Here is a 21,037-nt window from a genome sequence, read left to right on the forward strand (position 1 = left end):
CTGGCATTGCTTGAAATGACGAGACTTATCTGCCATCATGGGCGGATAGGTCTCTTTTCTTTTGCTCCCAATCTGATTCGGAGGGAAAACCGTATGAGTTTGTTTGATCTGCTGATGATCGGTGTCAGCCTGTCCATGGACGCCTTTGCCGTCTCGATCTGCAAGGGGTTGTCCGTTCACCGGGTGCGTCTGGGCCATGCGCTGATCTGCGGCATCTGGTTCGGCGCGTTCCAGGGCCTGATGCCGGTGCTGGGGTATTTTCTCGGCTCGACCTTTGAGGAGATCCTGAGCCGGATCGGCGCCTGGGTTGCCTTTGCGCTGCTGGCCTTCATCGGCGCAAATATGGTGCGGGAAAGCTTCGGCAAGGAGGAGGAAGTGGACGACGACTTCTCCGCCAAAGCCATGCTGCCCCTGGCCGTGGCGACTTCGATTGACGCACTGGCTGTGGGTGTGAGTTTTGCGGCCGTCCAGGTCAAGATTCTTCCGGCTGCCTGCATCATCGCCTGCACCACCTTCCTGCTGTCCGCCATCGGCGTCAAGGTGGGCGCGCTGTTCGGTGACAAATACCGCAGCCTGGCCGAACGGGCCGGCGGCATTGTGCTGATCCTGATCGGCATCAAGACGCTGGTTTCCAGTTTCCTGTAACATCATACGGCAAAGCCGGCACCGTCCCCTCCCCCGGTCTGTTTCCGGGTTCCGAGGCTGTCACGGTGCCGGCTTTTCTGCTGTCCGGACGGCGGCAGACAAAAAACAGCCGGCAGGAGCGGTTCCTGTCGGCTGAAAACTTTAGAAAATCTTACTTGCTCTTCTTGGAAGTGGTCTTGCGGGTGGCGCACTTACGCTTCTTGGCGGCGGGCTTGGCAGACTCGACGGCCTCGGAGACAGCCTTCACGGCATCGTCGGCAGCCTTGGCAGCGGCCTTCGCAGCAGTCTTGACGGCGGGCTTCTCGGCAACGTCCTTCAGGGCATCGCCGGCAGCGACGGTGACAGCCTCAGCGGCAGCGGAGACAGCCTTGGCAGTCTCGGCAGCGGCCTTCGCGGTCTTGCGGGCAGCGGGCTTGGAAGCGGCCTTCTTGACGGTATCGACCACATCGCCGGCCACTTCGGCGGCAGCCTTGACGGCGACATCGGCGGTCTTGGCAGCGCTCTCGGCGGCGGCCTTCACTTCGGCCTTGGCCTTGGCGGCAGTGGCCTTGGCGCTGGTCTTGGGCTTGCGGGTCACCTCGGTGATGGTCCAGTACTGGTTGTCACCGTTGACATCGGCCCAGATCTGCAGGGCAGCGCCGTTCTCGGTGTTCATATCGACCAGGTCGAGGCACTTGCCGGCCAGGTTGGACTTGATCTTGACGCGGCCGTCATTGGCGGGCTCCACAACCCAGAGCTGGCTGGAAGCGCTGGCGCCTTCCCACTGATGCACGCGGGTGCCGTCGGTGACGCCGGAGCAGTCCAGGTCCAGCATCTTGCCGGTGAAGCGGTTCTTGATGCGGTAGACGCCCTCGCCCGCACGGACGAAGCTCCACTGCTGCCACTCGGCGTTGGCGTTGTCCCACAGCTGGATCTTGGCGCCGTTGTCGGTGTTGTAATCCTTGACTTCCACCACTTTGCCGTTCGCGGCGGAAATGGTGTAGAACTTATCCTCGGTAATCAGAGTCTGCGATACTTTCTTAGCTGCCATGATCAGGTATTCTCCTCTCAAGTAAACCTCTATAATAATTTCAAAAAACGGTCCGGCCGCGCCGGCCAATTCCCTCTTGACCGTTCAAAATACCCATACGGAAAAGCGGTTCGTCCCTGTTTCCAGAGTTTTCCTCCCTGCCGCATAGTACATATTATAGCCATTTTTTCCAGTTCCGTCAAGTTTTCGGCGACTTGACGGCATTTTACACAAAAAAGCCGGGATGAGTCAGCCTCATCCCGGCAAAATTCAGGAATTCTCGGCAAAATTGCCGGTGTACAAGCGGTAATAGCGACCTTTTTGGGCAATCAGTTCGTCGTGGGTACCGCGCTCGATGATACGGCCCTGCTCGAGAACCATGATGCAGTCCGAGTTGCGGACCGTGGACAGACGGTGCGCAATGACGAAGGTGGTGCGGCCATACATCAGGCCGTCCATGCCCTGCTGGACCAGGCTCTCGGTACGGGTATCAATGGAGGAAGTGGCCTCGTCCAGGATCAGAACCGGCGGGTCGGCCACGGCCGCACGGGCAATGGCAAGCAGCTGACGCTGGCCCTGGCTCAGGTTGGTGCCGTCGCCGGTAAGCATCGTGTCGTAGCCCTGGGGCAGATGACGGATGAACTTGTCCGCGTTGGCTAGCTGGGCCGCCGCGCGGCATTCCTCGTCGGTTGCATCCAGGCGGCCGTAACGGATGTTGTCCATGACGGTGCCGGTGAACAGGTGGGTATCCTGCAGCACGATGCCCAGAGAGGAACGCAGGGCGCTCTTCTTGATATGCGCGACATCAATGCCGTCGTAGAGGATCTCGCCCTTCTGGATGTCATAGAAGCGGTTGATCAGGTTGGTGATCGTGGTCTTGCCGGCACCGGTGGAGCCGACGAAGGCGATCTTCTGACCCGGACGGCCGTACAGGTTGATGTCATGCAGGACAATCTTGCTGGGGTCGTAGCCGAAGTCCACATCCTTGAAGACGATGTCGCCCTTGAGTTCGCGGTACTCCGCCTTGCCGTCGGCGCCGATGCGCTTCCAGGCCCACAGGTTGGTGCGGTCGGTGGTCTCGGTGACCGAGTCATCGGACAGGCGCTTCGCGTTGACGAGCGTCACGGTGCCCTCATCGGTCTCGGGTTTCTCATCCAGCAGTGCAAAGACACGCTGGGCACCGGCCAGAGCCATGATGATCGCGTTGAACTGCATGGAGATCTGGCTGATGGGCTGGTTGAAGCTGCGGTTGAAGGAGAGGAAGGACGCCAGTTTGCCCAGCGTCAGGCCGGTGGTGCCGGACAGAGCCAGCACGCCGCCCAGCATGGCGCACAGCACATAGGACAGGTTGCCCAGCTGGGTGTTGCAGGGGCCGCCGAGGTTGGAATACCGGTTGGCCTTGTCGGCGCTCTCGAACAGGCTGTCGTTGAGCTCGTCAAACCGCTGGATGGCTTCCTCCTCGTGGCAGAAGACCTTGACGACCTTCTGGCCGTTCATCATCTCTTCGATGTAGCCGTTGACAGCGCCGATGTCGCGCTGCTGGGAGATGAAGTATTTGCCGGAATTGCTGGTCAGGTAGCGGGTCACGAGAATCATGACGCCGACCATGACCATCGTGAGGATGGCAAGGGGAATGCTGAGGACCAGCATCGAGCAGAAGACACTGACAACGGTGATGGCACTGTTGAGCAGCTGCGGCATACTCTGGCTGATCATCTGGCGCAGCGTATCAATATCGTTGGTGTAGATCGACATGATATCGCCGTGTGCATGGGTATCGAAGTACTTGATGGGCAGGGTCTGCATATGGGTGAACAGCTCGTCACGCATACGCTTCAGTGTGCCCTGCGCCACAATGGCCATGATCCGGGACTGGCAGAAGGTCGCCACGACGCCGACGCCGTAGAAGCAGGCCGTGCGGGCAATGGCCGCCGCCAGACCGGAGAAGTCGTTGCTCTTTTCGGCCAGCATGGGCAGGATGTAGTTATCGATCAGCTTCTGCATGAACAGCGTTCCCTGAACGTTGGAGAAGACGCTGATGAAGATGCAGGCAACCACCGCAATGACCTGGAACTTGTACAGTTTCAGAACATAGGCAAGGATGCGCTTGAGGAGTTTGCCGGGATTTGCGACCTTCGGCCGGGGACCGCGTCCGCGGGCACCGGGACCGCCCTTGAATTCTCTGACAGTTTCCGCCATTACTGGTCGCCTCCCTTCTCGTCAAAGTCGCCGGACCCCTGGGTCTGGCTGTTGTAGACTTCCTGATAGATCGGGTTGGTCGCCAGCATCTCGGCAGGCGTACCGTAACCGCTGATCTTGCCGTTGTCGAGAACCAGCACATGGTCGGCGTTCTCAACGCTGGAAATACGCTGGGCAATGATGAAGACCGTGGTGCCGGGGATCTTCTCCGCAAAGCTGCGGCGGATCTTGGCATCGGTGCCGGTATCGACGGCGGAGGTCGAGTCATCCAGGATGAGGATCTTGGGCTTCTTCAGCAGTGCACGGGCAATGCAGAGACGCTGTTTCTGACCACCGGAAACGTTGGTGCCGCCCTGCTCAATATAAGTATTGTAACGGTCGGGGAACCGCTCGATGAATTCATCGGCGCAGGCCTGACGGCAGGCTTCCTCGATCTCCTTGTCGGTGGCATGCTTGTTGCCCCAGCGGAGGTTCTCGGCGATGGTGCCGCTGAACAGCTCGTTCTTCTGCAGCACCATGGCCACGCTGTTGCGCAGCGTTTCGATGTCATACTTGCGGACATCCACACCGCCGACCTGGACACTGCCGGCCGTGGCATCGTACAGGCGGGGCAGCAGCTGCACCAGACTGGTCTTGGCGCTGCCGGTGCCGCCGATGATGCCGACGGTTTCGCCGGAACGGATATTCAGATTGATGTCGGACAGGACATCCTGGCCATCCTTCTTATAACGGAAGCAGACATGGTCGAAGCGGACAGCGCCGTTCTTGACTTCCATGACGGGCTTCTCACAGTTGGACAGGTCGCTCTTTTCGTCCAGGACTTCCGCCACACGACGGGCAGAAGCGGCGGACATCGTGATCATGACAAAGACCATCGAGAGCATCATCAGGCTCATCAGGATGTTCATGCAGTAGGTCAGCATGCTCATCAGTTCGCCGGTGGTGAAGCTGGTGGCGCCGGAGCTCACGATCATCCGGGCGCCGATCCAGGAGATCAGCAGGATGCAGGTGTAGACGGTGCCCATCATGAGCGGGGCGTTCCAGGAAAGGATCATCTCGGCGCGGAGCAGCAGCTTCTGGACGTTGCCGGAGGCCTTGCGGAACTTCTCGCCCTCATGTTCCTCACGCACATACGCCTTGACCACGCGGATGGCCGAGACGTTCTCCTGCACGCTCTCGTTGAGGTCATCGTACTTCTTGAAGGCATCCGAGAAGTAGCGGGTTGCACGCTGCATGATGAACATCAGGCAGGCGCCCAGCAGGATGACGGCCGTCAGGTAGATGGTTGCCAGGCGCGCGTTGATGGAGAACGCCATGAACATGGCGATGATCATGCTGGCCGGAGCACGCACGAACATACGCAGAATCATCTGGTAGGCGTTCTGGATGTTGGTCACGTCGGTGGTCATACGGGTGACCAGGCCGGCGGTGGAATACTTGTCGATGTTGGAGAAGCTGAAGGTCTGAATGTTGCGGTACATCGACCGGCGCAGGTTGCGCGCATAGCCTGTGGAGGCCCGTGCGCCCAGAACGCCGCCCGAGATGCCGAAGAACAGACCCACAATGGCAGCCACGATCATCCAGCCGCCCACACGGTAGATGTGTTCGAGGTTGCCGGCCGTCACGCCGTCGTCAATGATGGAAGACATCAGCTTGGGGATGACCATTTCCATCGTGACTTCGCCGATCATGCAGATCGGCGTCAGCAGGGAGACCAGCCGGAAGCCTTCCGTCTCTTTGTAAAGTGTTTTAAACATTGTTTTCTCCCGTTTGTTACCGTTCTTCTGATTTCAGAATCATTTTTCGTTTCGGATCTGCTGGGCATTGGCCAGCATCTTTTCCAGGATGGATTGCAGCGAGCTCATCTCTTCACAGGTTATCCCGTTCTGCAGGTCCCCTTCAAAGCGGTCGATGCAGTTTGCGAGACGGCCGGCACATTCCAGTCCCTTCTCGGTCGGGACCAGGCTTTTGAGTCTCGCATCCCGCTCCACCGGTTCGCGGAGGATGAACCCTGCCTGCTCCATGCCCTGCAGCATCGTGGTGACGCTGGACCGGCCGATATGGAACCAGGTTTCCAGGTCCCGCTGGTAGACCGCTTTGCCCTGCCGGATATGCCGGACAATCAGTCCCAGGACCCGGCCGCGCATCCCGGTCAGCTCAGGACTGACCTGCCGGGCCACACGGACATCGAGTGCACAGTTGATCTCGTGTGAAGAAAAGCTGAGCATCTGCCCTGCATGGCTGAACTCCCGTTTCTTGGCGGATTCGTCCTTGCTGCTCGCCCTGTTCTGTTCCTCTTGCTTCGTCTTCTTCACCTCGTTTCCCCTTGGCTTTTTGTTTGGTTTCAAACTGTTCGATTTCAAACTGTTAGGTTTCAAACAAAATGATTATAGTCAATCCGCACAGCCTTGTCAAGGCATGGAAATGTGTCATTTTTGTGAATGGCAAAATCTACCGCATCCGGCCGATTTCGGGATCAAAACGGTCCGAATCCACACGCTTCGCGCATCGCCTCATCGCTTGCAAATCCATAGATCCGGCAGGTGTCGTCCTCATAGATCAGCGCGTCTTCCGGCATGGCCGCGGCCAGGGCCTCGGTGGTCGGCTGGCGTTCGCCCCAGGCCTCCCATTTGGAGATCACAAAGAAAACCTTTCCCTGGGGCGGCGTTTCGAGATGCGACACCGGCTGCAGCCAGGCGCGCAGTTCCGGCACGCTGTTGGGGGTGAGTGTCCAGACCTGCACCTGTCCGTCGGTGAGTTCAGTCATGATGTTGCCGTCCCAGAAGGAGGCATAGCCGTTCTCATAGCCGTTTTCTGCCAGGAATTCCGCCGCTCCCCGGTTGGGGTTGACCGCGACCGCCGCCTGGCGGTAATCCAGTCCGGCACGCAGCAGCAGCACGGCCGCCAGGCAGCCGGTGAGCAGCCTGGCATCCGGACGGCGGACCGGGGCGCAGTCCGCGTTGGCGATTTCCAGCAGCGGTACAAAGAGGATGGCCAGCGGCAGCAGATACCGGTCGGAGTGGCCGCTGTTCGTCAGGCCGTAGAGCAAAGCAAAGCAGAGGGTGCCGGTGAGCAGGAACGCACCGATCAGCCGATGTTCCGGCGGGAAGCGCCGGCTGCGCAGCACCAGGCGGAACGCAAACCAGAAGCTGAAGATCAGCAATGCCAGCGCCGCAAGGTTGAAAAGCAGCGTCAGGGAAAAGAGTTTGCCTTCCTGCCAGCCGAAGGAATCCAGCAGCGCATTGAGGAAGAGTTCCAGGCGTTCCAGGCTGCATCCCGTGAAGGCCACATAGCTCTGATCCTGAAAATGATAGATCCGCGAAAGTATCCCCGCATTGACCGCATACCCTGCCAGGGCAAAGAGGTCCCCCGCCGCGCAAGGCAGCAGCAGAACCGCAAAGGGGCTTTTGAGGCTGCGGCGGACGGTTTCTGCCAGCGTGCGGCAGCGGCCCGCATCGAGGCGGCAGAGCATCAGCAATGCCAGCGAGATCGGAATGTGCAGGATGAAGAGCTGCCGCGGACCGCCCAGCGCCGCCAGGAAGGAGAGCAGGCAGAAGAGCACCGCCGCCCCCGCCCGGCCGCGGCGGCCGGCACGGCGGTAGAAGAACAGCAGGCCAAGGCAGGCAAAGCTGACGGCAATATGCGGGATATAGTACAGTCCTTCGAGCACATACTGTCGGTACAGCGCCCCGTAGGGCAGAACCAGCAGACCCGCACCGAACAGCCCGGCATTGGCAAACCGGGCCTGACGTGCAAAGAAGAACCACACGCCCAGATAGAGCAGGATCAGCACGATGCTGCCGATGACCCGCACGGTGTGCCAGTCGGTGAAGAAGCGGAACAGCGGCGCCATGACGAGCTGGGTATTGAGGACGCGCAGCTCGGTCGAGTAGTACCAGTTGGGGCTGAGGATGCTCCCCTCCCCTGCCAGCAGCCGGGCCAAGACCTGTTCGGATGCCATATCCGCATCCAGACGGTTGACCGCCCAGAAATTCCAGTCCGCCACGAGCAGGGCCAGGCAGCCCGCCGCCCAGACGGCGGACAGGACCCGGCCGGTGCGCGGCGGTTTGGATGCCAGTGCCTTTTCCACGTCGGTTTCCTCCCTGTTTTGGATGGATTTGTTTTCATTGTACCGCAAAACCGAAAGGCGTTCAAGGCGCCCGCCTTCAGGAATCCGCCGCCGGATCGATGCTGCCGGTGGTGTCCAGCTGGATGACCGAGCCCCGGCGCACCGTTGTGCCGGCAGCCGGGTACTGGCTGGCAACCCGCTCGCCATCCCCCAGTGCCTGACCGGTGAGCTGGAATTCCGCCAGTTTCTGGCCGGCCGCCTGAACGCGCCAGCCCGTCACGTCGGGAACCTGGGCGAACAGTTTCTGCTGTTCCTCCTCGGTATAGCTGGGCTGAATGCCGAGGCGCGGCAGGCTTTTTTCCAGAATCTCGGCGCAGACCGGGCCCGAGAGCGCACCGCCGCTGGTGGTCCAGCTGTGCGGTTCATCCAGGCAGATCAGCACTGCCAGCTGCGGGTCCTCGATGGGCGCCACCGCCACAAAGCTGGCAATGCGGGCGCTGGCGTCCTCACTGTCCAGCTTCTGGCTGGTACCGGACTTGCCGCCGACACGGTAACCGGCCACGGCCGCATTTTTGCCGGTGCCGGTCTCGACCACGCCCTCCATCAGTTCCCGCATCACGGCGGAGGTCTCGGGCCGGATGACCTGGGCGCGGACGGTGGGCTGGGATTCGCGGACAATCTGGCCGTCCGCGTCGGTGATGGTCTGTACAAGGTAGGGCTGCATCAGTTTTCCGCCGTTGACCACCGCACAGACGGCGGTCAGCATCTGCAGATAGCTGACCTTGCTGCTCTGTCCGAACGAACAGCTGGCCAGCTCCACCGGGCCCGCCCGATCCGGGATTCTGGACCATAAAAAGCCGGCCTTCCCGCGGGGGGAAAGCCGGCTTTTCGTGGTCTGTTCATTGGCGGTCCGGGATGTCCCGGGCCGGATGGGATTACTGTTCTTCCGCGCGGGCCATGGCGAGCCGGAAGTCCTTGAGATCGGTGAAGATCTCATTGGTGTAGGGGTTCTTCTTCTGTTCCAGGGCACGCTTGATGATGATGGCCAGCACGATGACATTGGCCGCCAGCGCCGCGACGGCGATGACGCCCTGCATGGTGGGATTGGCCGCGGTGGGATGGGTGGAGGCATCCATCACGCCGTCCACATAGAGCACCGGCAGCGTGGTGAAGACGCTGTTGTCCTGGAAGCCCGGGAACACCTGGGCGAACATGCACCACAGGGCCAGCGTGTTGGCACGGTTCTGAATCCAGCCGCCCTTGTTCCACAGCGCGTTGGCAAAGGTGGGCGCCAGCAGCAGGGCCAGGCCGCAGTACCAGGCATGGGTGGGCAGGTTGTTGTAGGTGTACTCAAAGTTCCACAGATCGTAAGCAATGATGTACAGGAAGGTCATATCGGGCCAGAGCATATCCTGCTGCTTCTTGGAGGAGTAGATGCCCCACCAGCCGGTCATGCACAGGATGTTCAGGATGCCGGCAATGCCGTTGACCCAGTTCCACCAGCCGCCATAGACCCAGACATTCTCGCTGGAAAGCCACCAGCGGCTGCCGGTCTCGGCCAGCGCCATGGCGCCGCGGACGCCGGATTCAAAGTCGCTGCCGACGGCGATGAGGATGTTGATTGCGACGATCACAAAGGGGAACGCCTTGAACCAGTGGGTCTTGCCGATGCCCCACTTGTACTTGAGCATCATGAAGCCGATGCAGCCGACGGTGGCGGCATAGAGCTTGGCATAATGGAACCAGCTGTTCATGTGCAGGTAGGTGGGGTTGTTGAGCGCCCAGTCCGCCCCCATGGCGGCACCCACAGCCACTGCCACAAAGTAGACCGTGAGTCCCGCCGGCAGGATCAGGAAGCAGAAGATGCCTCCCTGCTTGGTGCGCCGGGCCAGCTCATTGACGAGGATCAGCCCAACGAACACCAGCAGCCAGCCGAACAGCTGCCAGCCGGCCGTGTTGCCGTAAATCTGAAAAAACATACAAAATTCCTCCCGTTGTTTATGATTTTTACCGTGTCGGTGAAGACGCCGGCGGTTCCGGTGTCTCCTCCTGAGGCACGGTAATATCCCGGATCATGGTTTCGTTGCCCTGCACCAGATGGGTATGGCCGCTGCCGCATCCGGGGCAGGTCCGGCCGTGGGCCACCGTGGGATAGACAAGGCCGCAATCGTCGCAGAGGGTCCTGGCAGGGATGACTTCCACCTGCAGCCGCGCCCCCCGCAGCATCTCGGACCGGGCTGCCGCCCAGTTCCAGCAGTCCTGGAGATAGTCTTCCAGCACGCCGGACACTTCGCCCAGCTCCAGCGTCACCGCGGACACCCGCTCAACGCCGTTCTGCCGGCCCACTTCCTCCACGGTGCGGATGATATGAAAGACAATTCCCAATTCGTGCATCTCAGTCTTCCTTCTTGCCGAACCGGATCTTGAATTCCCGCTTGAGCATATAGGGCAGAATGGCCTTGAACTTGTCCTCACTGCGCACCATTGTGCTGCATTCGGGACGCTCGCGGGACAGATGGATGGCATCAAATTCGCACTTGGTCGTGCAGACGCCGCAGCCGATGCACTTGTTGGGGTCCACGACCGAGGCACCGCAGCCCAGGCAGCGGGCCGTCTCCTTTTTCACCTGCTCCTCGGTAAAGGTCAGATGACCGTCCCGGAAGGAACGATGATAGTCGATGTCCTGTGCCATGCCGGCCGTCTGACGGGCGGTGGTATCGTAGCTCTCCAGCGCCAGGTCGGACTTGTCCAGTTCAATGAACTGCCGGCGGTTGCGGCCGATGGTCATGCTGGTGTTGGGCTGAACGAACCGATGGATGGACACCGCGCCCTCCTTGCCCGCCGCAATGGCGTCGATGGCAAACTTGGGGCCGGTATAGACATCGCCGCCCACGAACACATCGGGCTGTGCGGTCTGGTAGGTCAGCGCGTCGGCGACGGCACGGCCGCCCCGGCCCAGTTCCACCTTGGAACCGTCCAGCAGGCCGCCCCACTGGATGCTCTGGCCAATGCTCAGGAACACATGGTCGCACTCCACCGTGACGGTGTCATTGTCATCATAGGTCGGGGCAAAGCGGCCTTCGGCATCGTAGACCGACACACAGCGGCGGAACACAACGCCCACGGCCTTACCGTCCCTGGTCAGGATCTCCTTGGGGCCCCAGCCGCAGTGGACGGATGCGCCGTCCTCCTCGGCCTCGGCGACCTCGGCAGGGGTGGCGGGCATTTGGTCCCGGGCCTCCAGGCAGTACATATCGGCAGCCGACGCGCCGCAGCGCAGGCCGGAACGCACCACATCGATGGCCACATTGCCGCCGCCGACTACCACAATCTTGCCGTCAAGGGTGATCTTCTCCCCTTCGTTCACCCGGTGCAAGAAGTCCACCGCGGTCGTCACGTTGGGGGCGTTCTCGCCGGGAACTCCGGCCTTGCGGCCGCCCTGGCAGCCGATCGCGACATAGAAGGCCTTGTAGCCCTGGGCGCGCAGTTCGTCCAGCGTCACATCCTTGCCGACCTCCACGCCGCAGCGGATCTCGACGCCCATCTGACGGATCACGTCGATTTCGGCCATGACCACGTCCTTCTCCAATTTATAGGAAGGAATGCCGTAGGTCAGCATACCGCCGGGCTTTTGGTTCTTCTCGAACACGGTGGGGCGATAGCCCTTCTCGGCCAGATAGAACGCACAGGACAGGCCCGCCGGACCGGCACCGATAATCGCAATCTTTTCGTCAAAGCCGCCGCGGTTGGAGGGCGGATTGATGGGCGGGACATAGCGGGTGGACGCCTCGAGGTCCTTCTGGGCGATGAACTTCTTCACCTCGTCGATGGCCACAGCCTGGTCGACGGTGCCGCGGGTGCAGGCGTCCTCACAGCGGCGGTTGCAGACACGGCCGCAGACCGCCGGGAAGGGATTTTCCCGCTTGATGAGGGCCAGCGCCTCGGTATAGCGGCCCTGGGCGGCCATCTTCAGATAGCCCTGCACTGCAATGTGGGCGGGGCAGGCCGTCTTGCAGGGGGCCGTGCCGGTATCATAGCAGTTGATGCGGTTTTTGTCCCGGTAGTCGATGTCCCATTTTTCAGGACCCCACTTGACCCGGTCGGGCAGTTCCTGGCGCGGATATTCCACCGGGCCGTGACTGGTGCAGAGTTTCTGGCCCAGCTTGACCGCACCGGCGGGGCAGTATTCGACGCAGCGGCCGCAGGCCACACAGTTTTCCGGCTTGACGCTGGCCACATAGGCCGAGCGGCTCATATTGGGAGTGTTGAACAGCTGGCTGGTGCGCAGGGCATTGCAGATATTCACATTGCAGTTGCAGATGGCAAAGATCTTGTTCTCGCCGTCAATGTTGGTGATCTGGTGGACAAAACCGTTGTCCTCGGCGCGCTTGAGGATGCGCATGACCTCGTCGTAGTCGACATAATGGCCCTTCTTGGTCTCCACCAGGTAGTCGGCCATATCGCCCACGCCAATGCACCAGTCCTCGGGATCGTCACCGCAGCCCTCCCCCATCCGGGCGCGGGACATCCGGCAGGAGCAGGGACTGGCAGCGTATTTGCCGTCATACTTTTTCAGCCAGTGGGAGATGTGTTCGATGTCCACCGACTGATTTTCGGTCTCGATGGCCTTCTCCACCGGGATGACGTGCATGCCGATGCCGGCGCCACCCGGAGGAACCATGGCGGTGATATGCTCCAGCGGCAGGAAAGTCATCCGCTCAAAGAAGGCCGTCACCTCGGGATGGTCCTGGATCTGGCTTTTCTGCATGTTGAAGAACTCGGCACTGCCCGGCACAAACATCGGCAGCACATACTGCTTTTCGTGCTTCTCGTTTTCCCAGTTGTATTCGAGGAGTCCGACATAGCTCATCTGGTACAGCAGCGGCTCCAGCTCCTCGGCAGACTTGCCGGTGGCCTTGACCAGCTCGGGCAGCGTCATGGGCTTGCGCACCTTCATCTTGAGGGCCACATCGGCCATCTCATCGGTGATGAGTCCCGCAAGGCCCCAGTATTCGGGGTCCTCGGCGGTGAGCGGGCGCAGCTTGGCGGGGATGCGGTCGGTAATTTTCTGGCCCAGTTTCAGAATCTTTTCCCGCGGTTTTTCGTCCTTGGGGATCTCAAAGGGCAGCTTGCTCTCGTCGAGAGGAAAATGGGTCTGGCTCATGGTCTGTATCCTTTCTCGTCACAGGATGTCTTACCGATTGTTTTTCCACGCCGCGACCTCGGTCCGCAGCCAGTCGGCCCACGCATCCACACCCTCGCCGGTGCGGGCACAGATGGGAATCACTTTGGCGTTGGGATTGCGCATGCGGATGTTCTCGCGGCATTTTTCCATATCAAAGTCAAAATAGGGCATCACGTCGATCTTGTTCACCAGCACCACATCGCAGACGGTGAACATCAGCGGGTATTTGAGCGGCTTGTCATCGCCTTCCGGCACCGAAAGGATCATGGCGTTTTTCACCGCGCCGGTGTCGAATTCTGCGGGGCAGACCAGGTTGCCCACGTTTTCCAGAATGGCCAGGTCCACGTCCTCGAGGCCCAGGCCTTCCAGGCCCTGGCGGGTCATATCGGCATCGAGGTGGCACATGCCGCCGGTATGCAGCTGGATGGACTTGGCGCCGGTTTCCGCGATGGCCCGGGCATCCACATCGGAATCAATGTCGGCTTCCATCACGCCGATGCGCATCTCCCCTTTCAGTGCCTCGATGGTGCGCCGCAGGGTGGTGGTCTTGCCGGACCCCGGCGAGGACATCAGATTGAGCAGGAACACGCCTTTTTCTTTGAGCTGACGGCGCATTTCTTCGGCCTGACGGTCATTCGACGCAAATACGCTCTGTTTGATTTCGAGAACTTTCACCTTGTCCACAACAAGCATCCTTTCTGGTTCTGCCACGCTCAGATCTGGCTGTGGGCAGAATTTTCCATCTATTGTGAATAGTTTAACACTCGGAAACGCTGCGGTCAACAAAGCCGGCGCATTTCAGTGAAGAGATGAAAAAAAAGCTTTCTATTTGTCGAAATGTATGATAAAATCACGATGTGGTATGTGGTATAGCCACGACAAGGAAAGGAGCCCGGCATGGAATTTGAAAAGCTGTCGGCCCCCAGTCTGAAGGATCTGTTCATCCGGCAGCTGCGGGGCATGATCTTATCGGGGGAGCTGGCCGTCGGCACGCAGCTTCCCCCGGAGCGGGAGCTGGCCCGTCAGATGCAGGTGAGCCGGGCCGTGGTGAACGGCGGCATGGCCGAGCTGGCCAACGAGGGCTTTGTGGAGGTCCGGCCGCGCCAGGGCGCCGTCGTCGCCGACTACCGCCGTCACGGCAATCTGAGCACGCTGGTTGCCATCATGGAGTATCAGGGCGGCATCCTGGGCAAAGAGGAAGTGCGCTCCATCCTGGAAGTGCGGATGGCGCTGGAACATCTGGCGGTGTCCAATGCCATCCGCAGGGCTTCGGACGAATCGCTGGACCGTCTGGGAACCCTGCTGGCGGCCATCGCCGAGTGCGAGTTTCCCGCCCAGGCGGCTGAGGCGGCCTGGACATTCCAGCATGAGCTGGCCGTGGCGAGCGGCAACAGCATCCTGCCGCTGATCTACTATTCCTTCAAATCGCCGGTCATCACGCTGTGGACCCGGTTCTGCCGGCTGTACGGCATCGGGGCGCTCTGCCGCAACGCCGAAAAGCTCTATGACTGTCTGCGGGCCCGGGACCAGGAGGGTGCGTCCCGGTGGATTGATGAATATCTGGGGCAGGCCATCTCGGGCAGCCAGCAGATTTACAGCGAATAAATGACAAAACCCCCGGACCGATCGGTCCGGGGGCTTTATTTATGGAATGGTTGGCCGGTTCAGATTACCACGGCGTGAGTTCCAGATACAGATCCTTGTACTGGCGGGCGGAGTTCTCCCAGGAGACATCCTTGGCCATGTCACGCTGGACAACCTCATCCCAGTGATACCGGTTGACGAAATACTCGGTCTTGGCACGGTTGATCGCATCCAGCAGGAGTCCCGCATCGTAACGGTCAAAGGTGAAGCCGTTGCCGTCGCCGTTGAAGATGTTGTAGGGCTGCACCGTGTCCTTCAGACCGCCGGTTTCCCGGACGATCGGCAGCGTACCGTAATGCATCGCATTGAGCTGGGTCAGGCCGCAGGGTTCAAAGCGGGACGGAACCAGCAGGGCGTCGGCGCCGGCGTAGATCCGGTGTGCCCGGGCTTCGTCGTACTGGATGCAGGCGCTGAACATGCCGCGATAGGCGTTCTCGTAGTAGCGGAAGGTATCCTCGTACACCTGGTCGCCGGTGCCCAGCACGACGACCTGGGTGTTGCCGTCCATGATCTGGGGAACGATGGCGTTCACGAGATCCAGGCCCTTCTGATTGGTCAGACGGGAAATCAGGCCGATGACAAACTTGCCCTGATCCTGCACAAGGCCCAGCTCCTGCTGGAGGGCCAGCTTGTTCTCCCACTTGTGATCCAGCACATTCGTGATGTCGTAGTTGACCGCCAGGGCAGGGTCGGTGGCAGGATTCCACATTCCGTAATCAATGCCGTTGACGATGCCGCGCAGCTTGTAGTTGTGATAGCGCAGGTGATCTTCCAGATTTTCGCCGTACTCGGGCGTCTGGATTTCCTCGGCATAGGTATGGCTGACCGTCGTGATGCGGTCCGCATACGCCAGGCCGGCCTTGAGCATGTTGGCATCCTCGTAGCCCTGTTTCATGGCGCCCATATTGAACACGTCGTCAGGCAGACCCGTCCAGTATTTCAGCGTGGGGATGTTGTAGATGCCCTGGAAGCGCAGGTTGTGGATGGTCAGCACCGTCTTGGCATGGCCGACCGGGGAATCCTGGAACATCGTGCGCAGATACACCGGCACCAGCGCCGCCTGCCAGTCATGGCAATGGATGATGTCGGGAATCCAGTTCATGTAGTTCAGTGCAGCCAGGGCCGCCTTGCTGAAATAGCAGTATTTGGGAATATCGTCCACCAGGCTGATGTAGGGATTGCCGGAGGAGAAGAACTCCTGGTTGTCGATGAAGTCATAGACCACACCGTCACAGATGTACTCCATAATGCCCACATAGTAGTTCCGGCCGGTCTTGCCGAGGTCCATGTAGAATTCGCCGCGGTAGACCATCTTGTCCTGATACTTCTGGGGGATGCAGGCGTACCGGGGCAGAATGACACGCACATCACAGTTCTGGGAAACCAGTTCCCGGGGCAGGGCATACATCACGTCGCCCAGACCGCCGGTCTTGACAAAGGGATGACATTCCGACCCGATAAAAGCAATACTTCTGCGGGGGGAAACATACTGCGGTTCCATAGTCGTCGCTTCTTTCTCCGGCTCAACCGGTTCTTGTGCAGTCGGTTTGGGTTCCTCGGCTGCGGGGACGGGTTCCTGCGCCGCCGGCTTCGGCGGCTCCGCTTCGGGAGCGGGCACCGCCTTCTTGGCGGCGGGTTTGGCTTTTTTGGCCGCAGGTTTTGCTTTCTTGGCGGTCGTCGTCTTCTTGGCAGCGGGCTTCGACTTTTCGGCGGCAGGCTCCGCTTTCTTCGCAGCGGGCGCGGCCTTCTCGGCGGCGGGTTCCGCTTTCTTCGCAGCGGGCGCAGCCTTCTCGGCGGCGGATTCCGCTTTTTTCGCAGCGGGCGCAGCCTTTTCGGCGGCCGGTTCCGCTTTCTTCGCAGCGGGCGCGGCCTTCTCGGCGGCGGGCTCCGCTTTCTTCGCAGCGGGCGCGGCCTTCTCGGTGGCGGGTTCTGCTTTCTTCGCAATGGGCGCAGCCTTCTCGGCGGCGGATTCTGCCTTTCTGGCAGCGGGCGGAGCTGCCTTCACTTCGGTCGTCTGCGCCTTGGCAGACTTCGCTTTTTTCTGTGCCACAACAACGCTTCCTTTCAAATTGGTAGTATGCCGATGCGCAAAGGCGATGAGTCTCCCAAAGCGTTCCCTCGGCAGGCCCTTCCCGGAACGGCAATCGGCAAGGAAAATCAGCAGCCAATGCTTCCGATTTTTCCAACCGTATAAAGAAAGATTAGCATATTTTCGTTCAAATTTCAATTACCAGCGCATGATTTTCCCTCTTCGGCGGGGTTTCGGGGTACTTTTTTGGCAAATTTGGGGGACGGGCGACAGCTTTCCGCCAAAAGCGCCGTCAGATTTTGTCGGCCCGGCCGGGGTCGGAAAAGGCAAATTCAATCGTGATGTGCTTGCACTCGTCCACGGTGACGCGGCGGACCAACTGCTGCAGCTGGGATTTTCCGAGGTGTTCAAACCGCAGAAAATCCCGGATTTTGCCGGCCAGCTCCTGTTCTCTGTCGCTGCCGGATGTTCCCGCCGCAAGCCGGTGCAGTTCCGTCCGGGTCTGCTCTTCCTCCCGGTGGAGCTGGTCGGAAATATAGGCAAATTCCTCTTCGCTGAGTTTGCCGGCGGCCTTGTCCTTGTAGGCGGTCAGCCTGGTCCGGCGCGTCTGCTCCAGCCGCTGTTCGAGCTGCTGTCTGCGGATTCTGGGATTCCACTGCTTTGGCCCGACATCTGCTTTCTGATGTGCGAGGGCAGCGGGGTCCACCCTGCCCTGCGCGAGGGTCCGCAACGTTTCCAGCACGGTCTGCACCACCGCATCCTCCCGCACGCTGTGGGAGGTACAGCGGTGCAAAGCCGGGTCCCGGTAATAGCCGTAGCAGTTCAGATACCAGTACCTGCCCCGCTTCTTGGCATACAGCGGGCTTCCGCAGTCGGCACAGTATGCAATGCCGGTCAAGAGATGCGGATGGTCCGAAGCCCGGTAGGTACGGACCTTCTGCATCTGCTGGGCCAGGGAAAACGCTTCCCGGCTGACGAGCGGCGGATGGGTTCCCGGCACGATGATCCATTCCTCGGGAGGCACCCGGCGGCGTTCATGGACTTTATAGCTGACCATCCGGGTGAACTGCTGCGCCATGTCTCCCTGATAGACCGGATGGGACAGGATGCGGCGGACGGTCTCGGCACTCCAGAGGCCGGTGAACTTCCGGTTCTGATGGCTGCGGTATTGGCTGACCGCCGGGGACGGAACGCCTTCGCGGTTGAGCAGTCCGGCAATCTGTGTCCGGCTGGCCCCGCCCAGAAACAGCGCATAGATCCGCCGGACGGTGGGGGCGGTCCGTTCATCGGGCAGCAGGCGGTACCGGTCCCGGGGATCCATGCGATAGCCATAGGGCGCCTGTCTGCCCAGGAACTTGCCCTGCCGTTTGAGGATATTCAGCGATGTCCTGACCTTGGAGCTGGCATCGGCGGCGTAGAAGTCATTAAACACATTCTTGAAAACCGCCATCTGCCGGACACTGTCGGTGTTCTGGGCGGAGTCGTACTGGTCATTCACCGCGATGAAGCGCACGCCCATCCGCGGGAAGATCTGTTCCAGATACCGGCCTGTCTCGGTGTAGTTGCGTCCCAGGCGGGAGAGGTCCTTGACCAGGATGCACCGCACGCTGCCGTCCATCAGGCAGGCGGTGAGCTCCTGGAATCCCGGGCGGTCAAAATCCGTACCGGTATGGCCATCGTCCACAAATTCCCGGGTGATCCGGAACTGATGGTGCGCCGCCCAGGCCCGCAGAAAAGAGCGCTGGTTCTGGATGGAATCCGACTCGGCCGCCGGGCCGTCGGCGGAGGACAGGCGCAGATAGATGGCGGTCTCGGTCAGGTCGGCAGTTGTCATATCAGGGTTCCTCCCCGGTTTCGGTGTTGAGATAGCGGATCAGCCGTTCCAGGCAGTCGGCCAGTGTCGGGGCGTTCTCCTCCTCGGCAAACCGGATCGTGACAGGCAGAAGTTCCATGCCCGATGCCTCCTTTGATCGAGAAAGTGTCCGGCAGGTGCCGGGTTCCTTCCATCCTATGCGCCAGTCGGGGGAATTTGCAGCTCAGACGGCTTTGCAGCGCGGCCGGACTGTGGTATGCTACAGGTATGAGATTCATTCCGCCATAAGGAGGCTTTTCCATGATCTGCAAAACCACAGCCGAGATGAAAGAGATGGACCGCATTGCAATTCAGCAGCGGGGAATTCCCTCCCTGCGTCTGATGGAGACCGCCGCCGGGCATGTCACGGCCGCCGTTCAGGCCCGGCTGGCCCAAACCGGGCGGCAGGGAAACGTGCTGATTTTCTGCGGTCCCGGCAACAACGGCGGCGACGGGTTCGCCTGCGCCTGGCAGCTGCTGGAAAAAGGCATCGGTGCGACGGTCTGTTTTGTCGGCAAGGCCGAAAAGATGACCGACGACGCCCGGGCCGAACGGGACCGGTTTCTGTCGATGGGCGGTGCGGTGGAACCCTACCAGGGCGATCCGGTATCCCGGGAGGCCGGATGTCTGGTGGATGCGCTGTTCGGCGTCGGACTGGACCGTCCCGTGGGCGGGATGTTTGCCAGAGCCATTGCCGCCATCAATGAGGCACACCAAGACGGCGTTCCCGTGGTGGCCTGCGACATTCCTTCCGGCATTGAGGGCAACACCGGCGAGGTGCTGGGCATCGCCGTGCAGGCGGACGAGACCGTCACCTTCAGCTGTGCCAAGCCCGGCCTGCTGACTGGTGCGGGTCGGCAATGTGCGGGCAGTCTGCGCGTCTGTGACATCGGCATCCCGCAGGATCTGCTGAACGGGTGACCCCGTATGGTCCAGACCGTGGTACCGGACCCATCCGGTCGGCGGTATAATATTCGCTGCGCTTGATCTCGCCGGGCAGGTCGATGCCCGTTGCCCCGCACAGCCCGAAGGCCTCAAAGTAGCGGCAGAAAGCCTCCTTGCCCAGGCGTGCCCCGACCTGGATGAAGCAGGGATTGCAGCTGACCGCCAGGCCCTGGGCCAATGTTTCATTGCCGTGGATATGGCCGTTTGCACACCGGAAGGTTGTGCCAGACACCCGGATTTTGCCCGCGCAGACAAAGCGGGTGTCCTTGGTGACGACACCGGCATCCAGCGCCGCCGAACAGGTGATGAGCTTGAAAACACTGCCGGGCTCATACAGATCGCTGATGGCCTTGTTGCGCCACTGCGCCTGCTGGGCCTGCTGCAGGGCGGCGCTGCGCTCCTCCCCGCTGAGGGCATTGACTTCGGCACGGAGCGTTTCGTCCACGATGGTGCGGGGATCGTTGGGATCATAGTCGGGTTTGGTGGACATTGCCAGCACCGCCCCGGTGTTGACATCCATCACGATGCCCACCGCCCGGGACGCCACATGATGTTCCTCCACCGCCGCCTGAAGAGCGCTTTCCAGATACTGCTGGATGTCCGCCCGGATTGTCAGCGTCAGGCTGCATCCCGGCACGGCATCGACGAGGGTGCTGTACCCTTCCGGCATGTCGTAGCCCCAGGCGTTCTTGGCCGTGAGCACCACCCCGTTGCTGCCGGTGAGCTGCTCGTCGTATTCCAGTTCCAGCCCCCACAGCCCGCGATTGTCCACATCGGTGAATCCGAGCAGACAGCCCATGAAATCCCCCTGCGGATAGACCCGCCGGGTGTCCTGCAGAAGATAGATTCCCTCGGCACCGTTTTCGGCGCACCAGGTGCGGACCTGCTCCGCCATCTCACGGTCTACCCGGCGGCGCAGCAGGCAGTCATTGCTTTTGCGCTGGGAGAGTTTTTCGAGGGTCTGTGCCTCGTCAAGTTCCAGGATCTCGCTCAGCGCCCGGGCCGCAGGCTCCACCAGCTCATCGGCCAGTTCCCGCGGGGAGGCGCGGACTGTCCAGCAGGTTTCGCTGGATGCCAGGGTGGCGCCGTCCGCCGAATAGATTTCCCCGCGGGCGGCGGGCAGCACCGTGTCGCGCAGCTGCTGGGCCGCGGCCCGGTCCGCGTAGCCGCCGGTGTCCAGAATCTGAAGACAGAACAAGCGCACCAGCAGACCGCCGAAACAGACCACCGCCGCGCACCCTGCCAGTACCCGGATGCGCCGGCGGATATGCCGGTCCTGCGCAGGGCTCAGATACCGTTTGGTTTCCCGTTCAGGTTTGTGCATAACCATCCCCCCATATCCGCAGGGTATGCGGACCCACCCGCGGTGATGAAGATTTTCCGGCATTGTGTACCATCTTCAGTCCGGATTTTCTACATCCCGGCGTTTCGCCGAATTCCAATGGGATTTTTTAGGTATT

16 protein-coding genes are annotated in these 21,037 nt (G+C 60.8%); 3 read left to right on the forward strand and 13 right to left on the reverse strand.

What is annotated here, in order from left to right; translation table 11 throughout:
* Positions 1–93 precede the first annotated feature (93 nt).
* Entirely contained in the window at positions 94–645 is a 552-nt protein-coding gene (locus tag U0L91_RS09535; RefSeq protein ID WP_330046420.1) for a manganese efflux pump MntP, read from the forward strand.
* A 151-nt stretch (positions 646–796) separates the two neighbouring features.
* Here the strand turns inward: U0L91_RS09535 and U0L91_RS09540 are convergent, their stop codons facing one another.
* The 10 genes from U0L91_RS09540 to hypB all read right to left on the reverse strand — a co-directional run bounded on the left by U0L91_RS09540 (position 797) and on the right by hypB (position 13,791).
* Positions 797–1,675, reverse strand: a complete 879-nt coding sequence (locus tag U0L91_RS09540; RefSeq protein WP_330046422.1) for an RICIN domain-containing protein — start codon at positions 1,673–1,675, stop codon at positions 797–799.
* Between the two features lie 249 nt (positions 1,676–1,924).
* Positions 1,925–3,853, reverse strand: a complete 1,929-nt coding sequence (locus tag U0L91_RS09545) for an ABC transporter ATP-binding protein (protein ID WP_330046424.1) — start codon at positions 3,851–3,853, stop codon at positions 1,925–1,927.
* A complete protein-coding gene (locus U0L91_RS09550; protein WP_330046426.1) occupies positions 3,853–5,610 on the reverse strand; it encodes an ABC transporter ATP-binding protein in 1,758 nt (585 codons plus the stop codon). The genes U0L91_RS09545 and U0L91_RS09550 overlap by 1 nt, the downstream gene beginning before the upstream one ends.
* Before the next feature lie 39 nt (positions 5,611–5,649).
* Positions 5,650–6,168 (reverse strand): MarR family winged helix-turn-helix transcriptional regulator, encoded by a 519-nt coding sequence (locus U0L91_RS09555; protein ID WP_330046428.1) that lies wholly within the window; start codon positions 6,166–6,168, stop codon positions 5,650–5,652.
* A 161-nt stretch (positions 6,169–6,329) separates the two neighbouring features.
* Positions 6,330–7,943, reverse strand: a complete 1,614-nt coding sequence (locus U0L91_RS09560) for a hypothetical protein (protein ID WP_330046430.1) — start codon at positions 7,941–7,943, stop codon at positions 6,330–6,332.
* A 76-nt stretch (positions 7,944–8,019) separates the two neighbouring features.
* A complete protein-coding gene (locus U0L91_RS09565) occupies positions 8,020–8,742 on the reverse strand; it encodes a penicillin-binding transpeptidase domain-containing protein (RefSeq protein WP_330046432.1) in 723 nt (240 codons plus the stop codon).
* A gap of 115 nt (positions 8,743–8,857) precedes the next feature.
* Positions 8,858–9,901 carry a DUF5692 family protein gene (locus U0L91_RS09570; RefSeq protein ID WP_330046434.1) on the reverse strand — a complete coding sequence of 348 codons (1,044 nt, stop codon included), beginning with the start codon at positions 9,899–9,901 and terminating at the stop codon, positions 8,858–8,860.
* 28 nt (positions 9,902–9,929) lie between these two features.
* A complete protein-coding gene (locus tag U0L91_RS09575; RefSeq protein WP_330046436.1) occupies positions 9,930–10,316 on the reverse strand; it encodes a hydrogenase maturation nickel metallochaperone HypA in 387 nt (128 codons plus the stop codon).
* 1 nt (position 10,317) lies between these two features.
* Entirely contained in the window at positions 10,318–13,086 is a 2,769-nt protein-coding gene (locus U0L91_RS09580) for an FAD-dependent oxidoreductase (RefSeq protein ID WP_330046439.1), read from the reverse strand.
* Between the two features lie 30 nt (positions 13,087–13,116).
* Entirely contained in the window at positions 13,117–13,791 is a 675-nt protein-coding gene (gene hypB, locus U0L91_RS09585) for a hydrogenase nickel incorporation protein HypB (protein WP_330046441.1), read from the reverse strand.
* Positions 13,792–14,004: 213 nt separating this feature from the next.
* Here hypB and U0L91_RS09590 point away from each other — a divergent pair, with 213 nt between their 5' ends.
* Positions 14,005–14,712: a FadR/GntR family transcriptional regulator gene (locus tag U0L91_RS09590; RefSeq protein ID WP_330046443.1), complete on the forward strand. Its 708-nt coding sequence runs from the start codon at positions 14,005–14,007 to the stop codon at positions 14,710–14,712.
* A gap of 64 nt (positions 14,713–14,776) precedes the next feature.
* Here U0L91_RS09590 and U0L91_RS09595 read toward each other — a convergent pair whose 3' ends face one another.
* Positions 14,777–16,801, reverse strand: a complete 2,025-nt coding sequence (locus tag U0L91_RS09595; RefSeq protein ID WP_330046445.1) for a glycogen synthase — start codon at positions 16,799–16,801, stop codon at positions 14,777–14,779.
* 271 nt (positions 16,802–17,072) lie between these two features.
* Positions 17,073–18,614 (reverse strand): recombinase family protein, encoded by a 1,542-nt coding sequence (locus tag U0L91_RS09600; RefSeq protein WP_330046447.1) that lies wholly within the window; start codon positions 18,612–18,614, stop codon positions 17,073–17,075.
* A 279-nt stretch (positions 18,615–18,893) separates the two neighbouring features.
* Between U0L91_RS09600 and U0L91_RS09605 the strand changes: the two genes are divergently transcribed.
* The gene (locus U0L91_RS09605; RefSeq protein ID WP_330046449.1) at positions 18,894–19,553 is read left to right on the forward strand and encodes an NAD(P)H-hydrate epimerase; all 660 of its coding nucleotides are present in this window, start codon (positions 18,894–18,896) and stop codon (positions 19,551–19,553) included.
* Here U0L91_RS09605 and U0L91_RS09610 read toward each other — a convergent pair.
* Positions 19,450–20,901: a peptidoglycan D,D-transpeptidase FtsI family protein gene (locus tag U0L91_RS09610; RefSeq protein ID WP_330046451.1), complete on the reverse strand. Its 1,452-nt coding sequence runs from the start codon at positions 20,899–20,901 to the stop codon at positions 19,450–19,452. The genes U0L91_RS09605 and U0L91_RS09610 overlap by 104 nt on opposite strands.
* Positions 20,902–21,037 lie beyond the last annotated feature (136 nt).

Source organism: Gemmiger sp., from assembly GCF_036306485.1.
Lineage (GTDB): Bacteria > Bacillota > Clostridia > Oscillospirales > Ruminococcaceae > Gemmiger.